Source organism: Shewanella sp. NKUCC05_KAH, from assembly GCF_019345585.1.
Lineage (GTDB): Bacteria > Pseudomonadota > Gammaproteobacteria > Enterobacterales > Shewanellaceae > Shewanella > Shewanella oncorhynchi.
On sequence record NZ_JAHKQZ010000005.1, the window covers coordinates 181,654 to 197,157 of the forward strand.

A 15,504-nucleotide genomic window follows, 5' to 3' on the forward strand; every position below is an offset into this window, starting at 1 on the left:
AGCGGAAGCCTTTAAAATGGATCGAACTGCCCGACTTTCTTGGCGTACTCTTAGCGTCTGCGTGTTTGCTTTAGCCACATTATCCGCCTGTCAAAAGGAAGTCACCGAACACGCTACGACAGCCACGCTACCCACAGTCACAAGCCAAGCGTTGATCCAGACCCCAAGTTATGAACACTTTCAGACCTTCACTGGCACTATCCGTGCAGGTAACACCACAGGTGTAGGCTTTGAACTAGCAGGAAAGTTAAACAATTTACTGGTCGATTCTGGGAGTAAAGTTAAGCAAGGACAAATACTTGCCGTTCTCGATACCCGACTACTCGAAGCCGAGCGTCAAGAGATCCAAGCAAGTCTGGCACAAATCCAAGCCGATGTTGATCTGGCCACCAGCACTCTAAAACGTAATCAAGAATTGAAAAAATCGGGCTATGTCTCTGAGCAGCTATTAGATGAAAACCGCTCACAATTAAATAGCTTAGCCGCAGCGAAAAACCGCCTATTTGCCTCACAGCATGCCAATCAACTTAAGATCGATAAATCCATCTTAGTGGCGCCCTTTGACGGCACCATAAGCCAAAGGCTACATAATCTTGGCGAAGTGATTGCCGCGGGCAGTCCTATCTTCACCTTAGTGGGTAACATCAATCCTGAAGCTTATATTGGTGTTCCTGTTGCGCTAGCAGAGCAATTTCACACCAAACAGCAAGTGCAAGTTAGTGTACGAGATCAAACCTTTCCTGCTGAAATTGCCGGTATTAGCGCTGAAGTCAATCCCGTCAGTCGTACCCTACAACTTAGGATCAGCCTACCCCAAGATGCCCGTGTGATTAACGGTGAAATTGCGTATCTGCATCAACAACAGCAAATCCCGCAACCGGGCTATTGGGTACCCATTTCCGCACTGACGGATGGTATTCGCGGATTATGGAATCTCTATGTCATCGCAAACTATGAACAGCAATCCATCATAGAGCGCCGCGATGTGGAAATCCTCTACACCACCCAAGACATGGCCTACATTCAAGGCGCGATTCAGCCTAATGAAATCTATGTCAGCCAAGGGCTGCATAAGCTGGTCGTAGGCCAAACTGTATCTCCCATTGCTGCAGCCACGAGGTAATTATGATTAAAGCCTTTGTTGAAAACGGCCGCTTAGTCAGCCTCGTTATTGCACTATTACTTGTCGCAGGCTTTGGTGCGATATCGAGCCTGCCGCGTACTGAAGATCCCCACATAACTAACCGTTTCGCCTCAGTGATCACCCCTTATCCTGGCGCCTCAGCCGAACGGGTAGAAGCCTTAGTGACTGAAGTCATTGAAAACCAGCTCAGGCGTTTGGAAGAAATTAAGTTGATCCAATCGACCTCTCGACCAGGGATTTCAGTTATACAGTTAGAATTGAAAGACACAGTTAAAGAAACGGCTCCTGTATGGTCTCGAGCGCGGGATTTATTGGCCGATGCGAAAATTAATTTACCTGAGGGCATACAATCTCCCACACTCGATGATCAAATTGGTTATGCCTACACCGCCATCTTAAGTTTAGTATGGAATAGTAATACGCCCGTACAAGTCGACATGCTAAACCGCTACGCAAAAGAATTACAGAGTCGGCTCAGGCTGTTATCGGGCACGGATTTTGTCAAACTTTACGGCGCCCCAACCGAAGAAATGCTAGTGCAGCTTGATGGTAACAAGATGAGCCAGTTACAGCTCTCTCCTGCGTCCATCGCCCATATTCTCAGCGGCGCCGACAGTAAAATTGCTGCGGGTGAAATCAACAACCGTGAATTTCGTGCCTTAGTTGAAGTCTCCGGCGAGCTTGATTCTTTAACCCGTATTCGCCAAGTGCCGCTTAAAATTGATAGCCAAGGGCAAATTATTCGCCTCGGCGACATAGCAACAGTGACTCGCCAAGCTCAAACCCCAGCGGATAGCATAGCGTTAGTCGATGGTGAACAAGGCGTAATGGTTGCAGTACGAATGATCGATAATACCCGTGTTGATCTTTGGCAAGCGCAAGTCAATAACGTCGTTGACGAACTCAATCGCGACGTCCCCGCCAATATCCAGATCCAATGGCTATTTGAGCAAAACAGTTACACCAGCGAACGACTTGGCGGGCTAGTGGTTAACCTGCTGCAAGGATTTGTCATCATCTTGCTGGTATTACTCCTCACCCTAGGCTTAAGAAACGCCATCATAGTGGCGATTTCATTGCCGCTCACAGCGCTGTTTACCTTGGCCTGCATGAAATATATCGGCCTGCCGATACATCAAATGTCGGTGACAGGACTCGTCGTCGCCCTTGGGATCATGGTGGACAATGCGATAGTGATTGTCGATGCCATATCGCAAAGGCGTCAACAAGGAATGAGCCGTTTAGCCGCAGTGAGCGAAACCTTACACCACCTTTGGCTGCCCTTAGCGGGATCGACTATCACCACTATTTTGGCTTTTGCGCCCATAGTACTCATGCCCGGTGCTGCGGGGGAATTCGTCGGTGGCATTGCCATGTCAGTGATGTTTGCGCTGCTGGGCTCTTACGTGATTTCCCATACGTTAATTGCAGGGCTCGCGGGACGTTTTAGTCATGAAGGTAAACAGGATGTCTGGTATCAACACGGGATCAACCTCCCGCTAGTGAGCCAATATTTTCAAGCGAGCCTGAGAATTGCCCTTAAACGCCCTATCGTCAGCGCGCTGCTTATCGGCATTACACCAGTATTAGGGTTTTTCGCCTCGGGTAAGATGACAGAGCAATTCTTTCCGCCATCGGACAGGGACATGTTCCAAATTGAAATTTATCTTGCGCCCCATGTGAGTTTAGAAAACACCTTGAACCAAGTGCAGTTGATGGATAAAAAACTCCACGCAGTCACAGGGATCACTCAAGTCGATTGGGTGGTCGGCGGTAATACGCCCTCATTTTATTACAACCTGACGCAGCGCCAACAAGGGGCGACTAACTATGCACAGGCCATGGTAAAAGTGACTGACTTTGAGCGTGCCAATGAGTTAATCCCCGAATTACAACAGCAATTTGATAGCGCTTTCCCCGAAGCGCAAGTACTAGTACGAAAACTCGAGCAAGGCCCGCCCTTTAATGCGCCAGTGGAGCTAATGATCTTCGGCCCGAATCTAGATACTTTGCGATCATTGGGCGACGACGTTCGTAATATTCTCGCGCAAACGCCGGACGTACTTCACACACGTGCAACCTTAAGTGCCGGTGCACCTAAGCTGTGGCTACAGGTAAATGAAGATGCCAGTCTAATGAGTGGGTTAAGCCTGACGGACATTGCCAAACAGATCCAAATGTCAACCACAGGCGTTATCGGTGGTAGCGTGCTTGAGCAAACAGAATCCTTACCCGTACGAGTTCGCCTTGCTGATGACAGTCGCGAGCAGGTGAGCCGCCTTTCTGAAATTCAATTAATGACACCTTCGGGTGAGTCTGTTGCATTATCCGCCCTCGCCCACAACGAAGTGCAAGTGAGCCGCGGCGCCATTCCAAGGCGCAACGGCCAAAGGGTTAATACCATAGAAGCCTATATCGTCAGTGGGGTATTACCTGCTCAAGTGCTTAATGATGTTAAAGATAAAGTGGCTCAATTACCGTTGCCATCGGGTTATCGCATTGAAATCGGTGGGGAAAGCGCTAAGCGTAACGAAGCAGTCGGTAATTTACTGTCCAATATGATGTTGGTCGTCACCTTGTTATTAGCCACTGTGGTGTTGTCGTTCAACTCCTTTAGGCTCACGGCGATTATTCTATTGAGCGCGATACAATCGGCAGGACTAGGCCTATTAGCCGTGTTTGTATTTGGTTATCCCTTTGGATTCCCGGTCATCATAGGACTACTTGGATTAATGGGACTTGCCATTAATGCTGCGATTGTGATCTTGGCCGAACTAGAAGATATGCCGAGCGCTCGGCTCGGCGATATGGAAACCATAGTGTCTACCGTCAGCAGCTGTGGCCGTCATATCAGCTCAACAACCATTACCACCGTGGGCGGTTTTATTCCGCTCATCATTGCTGGCGGCGGGTTTTGGCCTCCCTTTGCCATTGCTATCGCGGGCGGCACCCTGCTGACGACTTTACTTTCTCTGGTATGGGTTCCAACCATGTATTTGCTGCTGATGAAAACCCGTACGGCGAACACCCCATCCGCGATTCAAGCTCAAATCGCATCATGAACTAGATATTGGTACAGTTTATCTTTAAGGTTTAATCGCTCTAATTTTAACGCTAAAAAGTGCTCATCGGCGGTGGGCACTTTTGTTAACTCCAGCGCCCTAATTTTATTATCGAGCTCATGGTAACGACTAGCCATGGTCGCGAAGGCAGTATTATTGACTTTTAAATGCTTAATTTGATCGACAAAATCAGGAAACTCATAAACCAACGCATGATTCTCACCTAGCATATACACTTCTCCTATAATGTGGTTCTAACACTATAAACTCCATTTACCTTAAGCAGCTTAGTCTATACCCTCAAAATACAGCCAGTACTTGAACATGTTATCTACTAACATTTCTGCAAAATAAGCCGATGAGTCCAAGTCTAAAACTGCAAAAATATCAACGAAATGAGTTTAAAATTGCAGAAGTTTTAGACCCACATCAAGACTACAAAGTAAAACTTAGGCTACATTGATGTAACCGTTACCTATAGGATCTTACGATGAATTATAAAAATTGGCCTATTGCAAAACAAATTGGCGCCCTCGCGTTTATTCTCACTCTTCTCATCTTTGGCGTATTGAGTACCGTCTCCTATAAAGCCGCTTCAAATGTATTAGAAGATAAAGGTATCAGTGCCATGAAATCTGAAATGCGTGCAGTTTCAGACATGTTAGAGCTGCAGTACGATAGTCTTCTGCAGCTTGCGAGACGCAACGCCGATGTTTTTAAGGAAATGTATCCTGGACAATTTAGTCTGCAAAATAAAACTGTCAATGTGATGGGAGTAGGCTCTCCAGCCCTAATGCATGAACAAGAACAAGTGAACTCATCAAAAAGTAAAGTCGATCGTTTTGCTAATCTAACTGGCGGTACCGCTACAGTATTTGTGCGTGATGGCGATGACTTTATGCGAGTTTCGACTTCGCTCAAAAAAGCCGATGGCAGCCGTGCACTAGGTACTTCCCTTGGCAAAACACATCCAGGCTATCAAGTGCTGATCAGCGGTAATGAATACGAAGGTTATGCCAAACTTTTCGGCAAAGACTACATGACAGTCTATCGTCCAGTGAAAGACACACAGGGCAAAGTCATTGGTATCTTATATATTGGTTTCGACATCACCAGTTCCTTAAAACAATTACAAGAAGCAGTTAACAGAATCACCTTAGAAGAAAGTGGCCATTTTCTATTAGTCCGCAAAGCAGACAATGTGTTAGTCGCCCATCCTAAGTTCAATGCAGGTGACATCATCACCGAAAGTATGCTTGATGGCTTAAGTGTTGCGTATGCCACCCAAAATGATGCGGAATCCCATTACAGCAATAGTAAAAATGAGCCCATGTTTGCTTATAGCCAAACCGTAACGGGCTGGAATTGGGTGCTAGTGGGTCAAGTCAAGGCAAATGAGCTTAATGAAGAAAGTATGCAATTGCTCACCATCAACGCCGTCGTTGCTGTCACAGGGATCGCGCTGATCACAGCGCTATTATCAGTTGTCTTAATTCGCGCACTCAAACCTTTGCATGCCCTCCAAGTGCATATGGAAAATTTAGGCAGTGGCGATTTTAGCCATCACTTAGCGCCATCAGAACCACAGAGTCAAAACGAAGTGGATCGAATTACGACCAGCGTATCAACTATGTCCTCAGAGCTCAGGCAATTGATTATTGCATTGCAGGATTCAGTCATGAGTCTAGAGCAACAGGCCTCCAAGGCACAGAGTATCGCGAAGCAAAATGGTGAAGAAGCTCAAGCCCTAATGCTACAAACGGATCAAATCGCAACTGCCATCGAAGAAATGTCGACCTCGATCCGTGATGTGGCTAATCATGCCCAAGATGGCGCAGTTCAAAGCCAGCAAGTGGATGCCGCAGCCAAAGAAGGTCAAAACCAACAGACGAAAGTGGTGCAGGATTTACTCAAACTCAGTCAGCAACTCAGCAACAGTCATCAATCGGTTGAAAAAGTCAGCCATGAAAGTGAAGCGATCAGCAAGGTGACCGAAGTCATTAACAGCATTGCCGAGCAAACTAATTTACTCGCATTAAATGCAGCGATTGAAGCGGCGCGCGCAGGCGATCAAGGTCGAGGCTTTGCTGTCGTTGCCGATGAGGTGAGGACTCTCGCCCAGCGGACCCAGTCATCCATTGTAGAAATTGGCCAAACAATTGAAAAGCTGCAAACTCAAGTGAAAAGCACCACAGAACAAATGAGCCAAAGTCATCAATTAGGAATGGAATCTGCAGCACAGGGGGAAGCAACGGGTGAACAACTGAAGGAAATCACCCGTAGGATTGGCGAACTCGCGATTAGCTCACGCAATATTGCCTCGGCTACTGAGCAGCAAAGCAGTGTTGCACAAGAGATAACCCACAATTTGCATCAGATCAGCGAACTCGCTAACGAAGGCGAGCACCGTGCCACTGAAACAGTGCATTCTGCCAATGAACTGTCTTCCTTAGCCGCCGCCTTAAAACGCCAAATAAGCCAGTTTAAGGCCTAACTCAAATACGGACTTAGATAACCTGAGCTCGGGATAAGCAGAGCCGCTGAATAGGCATCTTTTCGGGCCTCTCTGCGTTGCTCTGTCTAACCATAGCTCGCTATGGCGTACGACAGAGCGCCTTGATATGCGCAAAAATCTGCGCATTCAGTCAGGAAATAGATTTTTCGCTTTAAACGAATAATTTTATGCAATTGATTTTATTTGTTAAATTTAGATTTTTCGACACTCGTTATCCCGAGTTCAGGTTAGATACAGAGTTAGTGCTTTATCAAACGTTAAATGCCGCCCTAACTGGGCGGCATTTTTTATAACAGCAGTACATCAAAACGATAGGAGCCACATTTAAGAAATGGGATTTGGGACTTTGATTTAGGAGCCTGACGTAAAAGAGTAATGGAGAAAATATCTTAAACCATGCAGAGCAAGCATCTGCAGAGAGCACAATCAAAAAACAATGATATCAGGCCTATCCGCTGCAGTTACATCAACACTCTGCAGCGAAGTTAACTGCTTGGCCTAATACGATAGCCTAGCTCTGCCTCAAATTAAAATAACCTCAGCCCATCAAAAAATCCCAATAAAAAACCCCGCTGATGCGAGGTTTTTAAATCGAGTTTAGACGCTACTCGGCATCTTCTGCCGATCTGTCCATGTTCTCTGTATTCTCAAGCCACAGGGCATTGATAATCCCGAAAGAACAGGCCAACAAAACCCCTAATATCCACGTAAAATACCACATAGCAGATGCTCCTTAATGCCTAATAGAGTGAGGCTTTGTTATCTTCAATATGCTTACGGCCGATACGGCCAAACATCTTGTAGTAAGTCCAGACAGTGTAGCTCAACACTATAGGTACGAAAATCGCTGCAGCAGCAGTCATAACACCTAAGGTCATTTTACTGGCTGTTGCATCCCACATAGTCAAACTGACGTTAGGGTTAAGTGATGATGGCATGACGAATGGGAACATTGCTGCACCGCAAGTCAAAATCACCATAGCCACTGTGAGTGAGCTGAATAGGAACGCAAAACCTGAACGGTTAAAGCGGCTAACCAAAATCACTAGCAGAGGCAATGCCACACCTAAGATAGGGAACAGCATAGTGATGGGGTATTTGTCATAGTTGGCAAGCCAAGCACCCGCTTCAATTGCGACGGTTTTCATGGCTGGGTTAGAAACTGCATTATGGTCCAGTACTGAAGTCACTACATAACCATCAATACCATTGGCTAACCACACACCCGCAGCAGCAAACAACACAGCCACTAACAATGCGAAGAATTGCGTGGCTTTCGCAGCACGAACACGCAGCTCACTGTCAGTCTTCATTTGTAGCCAAGAAGCGCCTTGCATCATAAACATGCTCACGCTCACAAGACCTGCCAGCAAACCGAAAGGATTCAACAGGCCGAACAGACCACCGTGATAAGTCGCACGTAGGAACTCGTCGAATTCAAAAGGCACACCTTGTAACAAGTTACCAAAGGCCACGCCTATGATCAGCGGAGGTACAAAACCACCGGCAAACAAGGCCCAATCCCATGACTTACGCCACTTTGGATTTTCGATTTTAGAACGATAATCGAATCCGACTGGACGCATGTAGAGGGCAAACAGCACTAACATCATGGCGACATAGAAGCCAGAGAAAGACACTGCATACACCATAGGCCAAGCGGCAAATAACGCACCGCCTGCTGTGATTAACCACACTTGGTTGCCGTCCCAATGGGGAGCAATAGTGTTAACCATGATACGGCGTTCAGTATCGTCTTTGCCTATAATTGGCAGTAACGCACCGACACCCATGTCAAAACCATCAGTAACCGCAAATCCGATGAACAGTACGCCGATCAGAGCCCACCAGATAACTCTTAATATTTCATAATCAAACATAATGAAATCCTCTGCTTAGGCTTCTAGGTTCTCGAAATGATAACGACCAGTTTTCAAACTGCTCGGACCAATGCGGGCAAACTTAAACATCAAGAACATCTCAATCACCAGCAGTACAGTGTAGAACAAGGTGATAGAAAGGATACTGAACCATAAGTCGCCAGTCGTTAAGCTTGACGCAGACATAAAGGTCGGTAGTACCTCAGAAATCGTCCAAGGTTGACGACCATACTCAGCCACAAACCAACCACACTCAATCGCGATCCAAGGCAATGGCAAGCTATAAAGTGCAGCTTTAAGTACCCATTTTTTCTCGGCGATTTGATGACGTGTGCTTTGCCAGAATGCCGCAGCAAATACGAACAACATGATAAAGCCTAGACCTACCATCACACGGAAGCTCCAGAAAATCGGTGCTACGTTCGGGATAGAATCTTTAGCTGCTGCTTTAATTTGCTCTTCAGTCGCATCGACCACTTTGTCTGTGTAGCGTTTTAGTAAGAAACCGTAGCCTAAGTCGACTTTCGCTTCTTCAAAAGCAGCACGTAGTTCAGGCGTTTCTTCACCCGCACGCAGTTTCACTAGCATGGCATAGGCTTTCATACCGTTACGGATACGCACTTCATGCTCAGCAATCAAGTCATGAATACCAGTCACTTCTTCATCCAACGAGCGTGTTGCCACTATACCCATCGCATAAGGAATTTTGACTGCAAAATCTGTTTTCATGGTTTCTTGATTCGGAAAACCGACAGCAGTAAAGGCTGCTGGAGCAGGCTCTGTATGCCACTCAGCTTCAATCGCTGCTAACTTAACGCGCTGTGCTTCACCCACTTTATAGCCAGATTCGTCACCTAACACGATAACCGACAGAATCGCCGCCATACCAAAGCTTGCCGCAATCGCGAATGAGCGACGGGCAAAAGGTAAGTCACGTTTCTTGAGGATGTAATAAGCACTGATCGCCAGTACAAACATGGCACCCGCCACATAACCCGAAGCGACGGTGTGAACAAACTTAACCTGCGCGACAGGGTTAAACACAACCTCAGCGAAGCTGGTCATTTCCATACGCATGGTTTCGTAGTTGAACACTGAACCCACAGGGTTTTGCATCCAACCGTTTGCCACTAGGATCCACAATGCCGACATGTTAGAACCAAAGGCCACTAACCAAGTCACGACTAAATGCTGACGCTTAGTGAAACGATCCCAACCGAAGAAGAACATACCCACGAAGGTAGATTCAAGGAAGAAGGCCATTAAACCTTCAATAGCCAGAGGCGCACCAAAGATGTCCCCTACGTAATGCGAATAGTAAGACCAGTTAGTACCAAACTGGAATTCCATTGCCAAACCTGTGGTAACCCCCAAGGCAAAGTTAATACCAAATAACTTACCCCAGAACTTAGTCATATCTTTATAAATTTGTTTATCAGTCATCACATACAGTGATTCCATGATAGCCAGCAAAAATGCCAACCCCAAAGTCAAGGGAACAAATAGGAAGTGATACATGGCTGTCAGCGCAAACTGCAACCGCGATAGCTCAACAACCTCTTCAACAATCATCGGTGACTCCTTACTTGGTGCGTCCAATTGCTATGACATAACCCGCGTCAATCACAGCAAGTGCCTTTGTAGGATAGTGAGTTTTCATTTTGTGTTTATATCTGCGACAACAGTATAAACCGTTAAATTTAATCTTTTGCATTAGTTCGAAGCAGCAAGGGCTAAAAAGTACCAATATCTGTTGCATATTGAGACGCGAGTCACACTATCACAAGTAACTGAGACCGACACCCTACCACTCACTCAATCAAATGATTTCATCGATATAAATATCAGATAGTTAAGATATTTATTCATTTTCATTTGTGGCTATTTTATACCACCTCGCTTTGATGCAAATCAATCAAACTCAGGGGTTTAGGTGGGTTTTGCGGTGAGGCACACACTTCCCCACCAGAGAGGATTGACAATCGATAAAAACAAGAGTAGTGAGCAACCATTAATTGATATAAAGTCATGCTTTCACTAACTAGGCAGCAAAAATAAGCTCTAATCATCAAAAAACCAACAAATAAATAATGTTGCAACAAATTAACTAAAAAATATTGTCACAAATTTAAGTGTTCCATAATTTAAAACCTTTAAAATCAAATATAAATACATATAAATATAAAAAATCACAATAACACACTCTAAAATGCATTAGTTTTAATAATGAATATTTGTATTTTTTCTCGTTTGAGAAGCTAACCTAAGTTGTTTAATATATGTCCTGTGTTAAGGAGACAATTTGGTAGAACTGGTGTCGTAGCCCAGCCAAGACCAACTTCGCGCACATAGGTACTAACTTTTGGTGTGGAGATATCGATATGACTAAATTATTTGAACGTCTGGTTAACAGCTACAAGCGTGTTTTTGTTGAACTTTATACAGCTAATGAGCTGAAATAATCCCCAGAATTACTCGTGAAATTGATTGTATTTATGTGAAGTTTTGTTAGCGCAAAACGGGCCCCCATCTCCCTGAGATTGGGGGCTTTTTCTATATTAAGACCCTAGCATCCCCCAACAACTCCAGAACCCAATAAAACACCACGCCCTGTATCAAATGCGCAACATACCTATTAATAGGTATTTACCGATTAAAGTGGCTATTTTGCCACTTTAGTCCATTAGATTATTTGCAATAAGCGTTAATAATTTGAAATACAATCACTTCCATAAAATGCATTTTATATATAAAAAAAGGAGCGAAATTATCGCTCCTTTTTTACGCTTTCATTAACCTGCTTTTACCCCTCAACAAAGGCAAAAGCCGTTGACTTTAAACGCTTAACCTAAGGTCACTCGTGCATTACGGAACATACGCATCCAAGGGCTATCTTCACCCCAAGCATCTGGATGCCAAGAGTTAGCCACTGTTCTGAACACACGTTCGGGGTGCGGCATCATCAAGGTTACGCGGCCATCTGTGGTACAAATCCCAGTCAAGCCATTTGGCGAGCCGTTCGGGTTTTGTGGATACTGAGTCGCGATATCACCTTTACCATTGACAAAACGCAGCGCAATCGTGCCTGACGCTTCGGCAATCGCCAGCGCTTCAGGGCTAGCAAACTCAGCCAAACCTTCACCGTGGGATACAGCAATGGGCATACGTGAACCTGCCATACCTTGGAAGAATAACGACGGGCTCTGTTGCACTTCAACTAAGCTGAAACGCGCTTCAAAACGCTCTGAGCGGTTACGCACAAAACGTGGCCAATGCTCGCTTCCTGGAATGATTTCTTTCAGGTTTGACAGCATTTGACAGCCATTACACACGCCAAGGGCAAAGCTTGAGTCACGTTCAAAGAAACGAGAAAACTCATCGCGAGCTCGCTCATTAAACAGAATCGACTTAGCCCAACCTTCACCCGCACCTAATACATCACCATAGGAGAAGCCACCACAGGCCACTAGGCCTTGGAAATTCTCTAGACTGATACGGCCAGATAAAATGTCAGACATGTGTACGTCGCGGCTTTCAAAGCCCGCACGATCAAAAGCAGCTGCCATTTCTACGTGGGAGTTAACGCCCTGCTCACGCAAAATCGCCATCTTAGGCGCAGCGCCCTTAAGAATATAAGGCGCGGCAACATCAGTGCTTGGATCAAAACTTAAGTTAACGGTTAAGCCTAAATCGGTTTCGTCTTGCTTAAGTTTGAACTCTTCAAGTGCGCACGCTGGGTTATCACGCAGAGCTTGCATACGATACGTGGTTTCTGACCACACAGTGCGCAGCGCTACACGGGTATCACTGAAGATTTCACGCGCGCCATCTTTAATGGTGATGCGTTGATCGTCGGCTAGAGTTCCGATCACATGGCAAGGCACGCCAGCGATAGCGAACTGAGCGGCAATTTTCGCAGCATTGTCACGGCTCACTTGCAGCACAGCGCCGAGCTCCTCATTAAAGAGTCGTTCTAAATCAGTGCCCTGCAAGTCCTCTACATCTATGTCTAAACCTGTATTACCGGCAAAAGCCATTTCCACTAAGGTAGTGAATAAACCACCGTCGCTACGGTCGTGGTAAGCGATAACCGATTTTTTAGCGACTAGATTTTGCATCGTTTCGAAGAAACCACGCAGCAGTGCAGCATCGTCAAGATCCGGCGCAATATCACCCAGCTCACCAAACACTTGGGCTAAACAAGAACCGCCTAAACGATTTTTGCCCGCACCTAAATCCACTAACAGTAAAGACGTTTCGCCTTTATCTGTGCGTAGCTCTGGCGTCACTGTATTGCGAATATCTTGCACCACACCAAAGGCAGTGATGACCAATGACATAGGCGACGTCACGGTTTTATCCGCGCCATCTTGTTGCCATGCGGTCTTCATCGACATAGAGTCTTTACCGACCGGAATGGTCAGGCTCAGCTCTGGACACAGTTCTTCACCTACGGCTTTCACCGCTTCATAAAGACCCGCATCTTCACCAGGGTGACCCGCGGCAGACATCCAGTTGGCAGAAAGCTTGATACGCTTAAATGAACCGATATCGGCACCGGCGATATTCATGATTGACTCAGCCACAGCCATACGGGCAGAGGCGCCAAAATCAAGCAGTGCTAGCGGTGTACGTTCACCCAGTGACATAGCTTCACCGGCGTAGGTATCAAAGCTTGCCGCAGTCACCGCGCAATCGGCCACAGGCACTTGCCATGGACCCACCATTTGGTCACGGTTCACTAAACCCGTGACGGTGCGATCGCCAATAGTGATAAGGAAGGTTTTATCCGCAACTGTAGGCAAGCTCAGTACGCGTTTAACCGCTTCTTTAACATCAATCTTGTTTTGTTCGAGCGCTGGCGATACGGCTTTGGCCGATACCACATCGCGGCTCATCTTAGGCGCTTTGCCTAATAAGACTTCGAGCGGTAAATCGATAGGATTATTGTCGAAATGGCTGTCGCTAAGCGTTAAATGTTTTTCCGCCGTCGCTTCACCCACCACCGCAAACGGTGCGCGCTCACGCTCACAGATGGCAGTAAATAGCGCGAGGTTTTCAGGGGCAATTGACAGCACATAACGTTCTTGTGATTCGTTACACCAGATTTCCAGCGGACTCATGCCAGGCTCATCCGAAGGCACATTACGCAGATTAAACAAACCGCCGCGCTCGCCGTCATTCACGAGTTCAGGGAAAGCGTTCGACAAACCGCCCGCGCCTACATCGTGGATAAATTGGATCGGGTTTTTATCGCCAAGCTGCCAACAGCGGTCAATCACTTCCTGACAACGACGTTCCATTTCTGGGTTTTCACGTTGCACAGAAGCAAAATCTAAGTCTTCACTCGATTGACCCGATGCCATAGACGAAGCAGCACCGCCGCCCAGACCTATGTTCATCGCAGGCCCACCCAGCACAATCAGCTTAGCGCCAACGGTGATTTCGCCCTTCTGTACATGTTCTTCACGAATGTTACCTAAACCACCCGCTAACATAATCGGTTTGTGGTAACCACGGACTTCAACGCCGTTATGGCTGCTGACTTCCTGCTCATAGGTACGGAAATAACCGACCAATGCCGGACGACCAAACTCGTTGTTAAATGCCGCGCCGCCAAGAGGACCTTCGGTCATGATGTCCAGCGCACTGACGATACGCTCTGGCTTGCCATAGTTACCTTCCCATGGTTGAACAAAACCTGGGATTTTTAAATTGGATACACTAAAGCCTGTTAAACCCGCTTTAGGTTTAGAACCACGACCCGTCGCGCCTTCATCACGGATTTCACCACCCGAACCGGTTGCAGCGCCAGGATAAGGGCTGATGGCGGTTGGATGGTTGTGGGTTTCCACTTTCATCAGGATGTGCATAGGTTCAGTGTGGTAGTTGTATACCCCATCAGGATCGGGGAAGAAACGACCCGCAACCGAACCTTCCATCACAGCAGCGTTATCTTTATAGGCAGATAACACGTGATCAGGCGTGGTTTCAAAGGTGTTCTTGATCATCTTGAACAGTGACTTAGGCTGAACTTCACCGTCAATGGTCCAATCTGCGTTAAAAATCTTATGACGACAATGCTCAGAGTTCGCCTGAGCAAACATCATCAATTCGATGTCATGGGGATTACGGCCTAAACGGACGAAGTTCTCGACTAAATAATCGATTTCATCTTCGGCTAAGGCAAGCCCCAATTCAGTGTTAGCCACTTCAAGTGCGCGGCGACCTTCGGCAAGAATATTGACGCTCTTAAACGGCGCAGGCTCAGTGCGTTTGAACAACACATCGGCTTTAGCAAAATCATCGAGGATAATTTCAACCATGCGATCGTGCAGCAACGCATTTAAAGCTTGTTGCTGAGGCGCTGTCAGTGCATCTGACTCGACATAATACGCAACGCCTCGCTCCAAACGCTTCACTTTACCAAGGCCACAATTGTGCGCGATGTCAGTGGCTTTTGAAGACCAAGGAGAAATAGTACCGGGGCGAGGAGTGACAAACAGGAGTGAACCTTGGGGGATATGAGCTTCTATCGCAGGTCCATAGGTGAGAATTTTTTCAAGTTGCTGGCGTTCATTTGTGTCGAGCAACTCGCTCAAATCCGCTAAATGGACATACTCAGCATAGATTTGGCGTACCGGAAGCGCCGCGTTTTCGCAGGCCTCCATCAGCTTTTGCACCCTAAACGTCGAGAGTGCAGGGGCTCCGCGGATGATCTCCATCACGTCTATTCACCTTATTATTTATTATTGCAGGGGTCAGAGGTGGCGCTATTATAAGGAAATGTCTGTCACAAATCACCTGCGACCTTACGCAAAACAGTGTTTCCTGTGATATAAAAAGCCCAGTATTGTGTCGGCTGTACTTTTCCCCAGAATGATTTTTTTTCGAAATCGCAGA

At 46.5% G+C, this 15,504-nt stretch carries 8 protein-coding genes; 3 read left to right on the forward strand and 5 right to left on the reverse strand.

Annotated features, from left to right (window positions below; all coding sequences use genetic code 11):
- Positions 1–16 precede the first annotated feature (16 nt).
- Together KO533_RS07040 and KO533_RS07045 are read left to right on the forward strand one after the other, a co-directional pair.
- The gene (locus tag KO533_RS07040) at positions 17–1,123 is read left to right on the forward strand and encodes an efflux RND transporter periplasmic adaptor subunit (protein WP_219253438.1); all 1,107 of its coding nucleotides are present in this window, start codon (positions 17–19) and stop codon (positions 1,121–1,123) included.
- Between the two features lie 2 nt (positions 1,124–1,125).
- Positions 1,126–4,206 carry an efflux RND transporter permease subunit gene (locus KO533_RS07045; protein ID WP_219253440.1) on the forward strand — a complete coding sequence of 1,027 codons (3,081 nt, stop codon included), beginning with the start codon at positions 1,126–1,128 and terminating at the stop codon, positions 4,204–4,206.
- Here KO533_RS07045 and KO533_RS07050 read toward each other — a convergent pair.
- The gene (locus tag KO533_RS07050) at positions 4,191–4,436 is read right to left on the reverse strand and encodes a DUF465 domain-containing protein (protein ID WP_105251903.1); all 246 of its coding nucleotides are present in this window, start codon (positions 4,434–4,436) and stop codon (positions 4,191–4,193) included. The genes KO533_RS07045 and KO533_RS07050 overlap by 16 nt on opposite strands.
- Before the next feature lie 260 nt (positions 4,437–4,696).
- On the opposite strand from KO533_RS07050, the gene KO533_RS07055 reads away from it, so the two are divergent.
- The gene (locus tag KO533_RS07055) at positions 4,697–6,700 is read left to right on the forward strand and encodes a methyl-accepting chemotaxis protein (protein WP_219253443.1); all 2,004 of its coding nucleotides are present in this window, start codon (positions 4,697–4,699) and stop codon (positions 6,698–6,700) included.
- Between the two features lie 625 nt (positions 6,701–7,325).
- Here KO533_RS07055 and cydX read toward each other — a convergent pair.
- The 4 genes from cydX to purL all read right to left on the reverse strand — a co-directional run bounded on the left by cydX (position 7,326) and on the right by purL (position 15,326).
- Entirely contained in the window at positions 7,326–7,442 is a 117-nt protein-coding gene (gene cydX / locus KO533_RS07060; protein ID WP_011788717.1) for a cytochrome bd-I oxidase subunit CydX, read from the reverse strand.
- Positions 7,443–7,461: 19 nt separating this feature from the next.
- Positions 7,462–8,601 (reverse strand): cytochrome d ubiquinol oxidase subunit II, encoded by a 1,140-nt coding sequence (gene cydB, locus KO533_RS07065; RefSeq protein WP_028761243.1) that lies wholly within the window; start codon positions 8,599–8,601, stop codon positions 7,462–7,464.
- Between the two features lie 15 nt (positions 8,602–8,616).
- Complete coding sequence (locus KO533_RS07070; RefSeq protein ID WP_028761244.1) at positions 8,617–10,173, reverse strand: cytochrome ubiquinol oxidase subunit I; 1,557 nt, start codon at positions 10,171–10,173, stop codon at positions 8,617–8,619.
- A 1,271-nt stretch (positions 10,174–11,444) separates the two neighbouring features.
- Entirely contained in the window at positions 11,445–15,326 is a 3,882-nt protein-coding gene (gene purL, locus KO533_RS07075; RefSeq protein ID WP_219253482.1) for a phosphoribosylformylglycinamidine synthase, read from the reverse strand.
- Between the last annotated feature and the right edge of the window lie 178 nt (positions 15,327–15,504).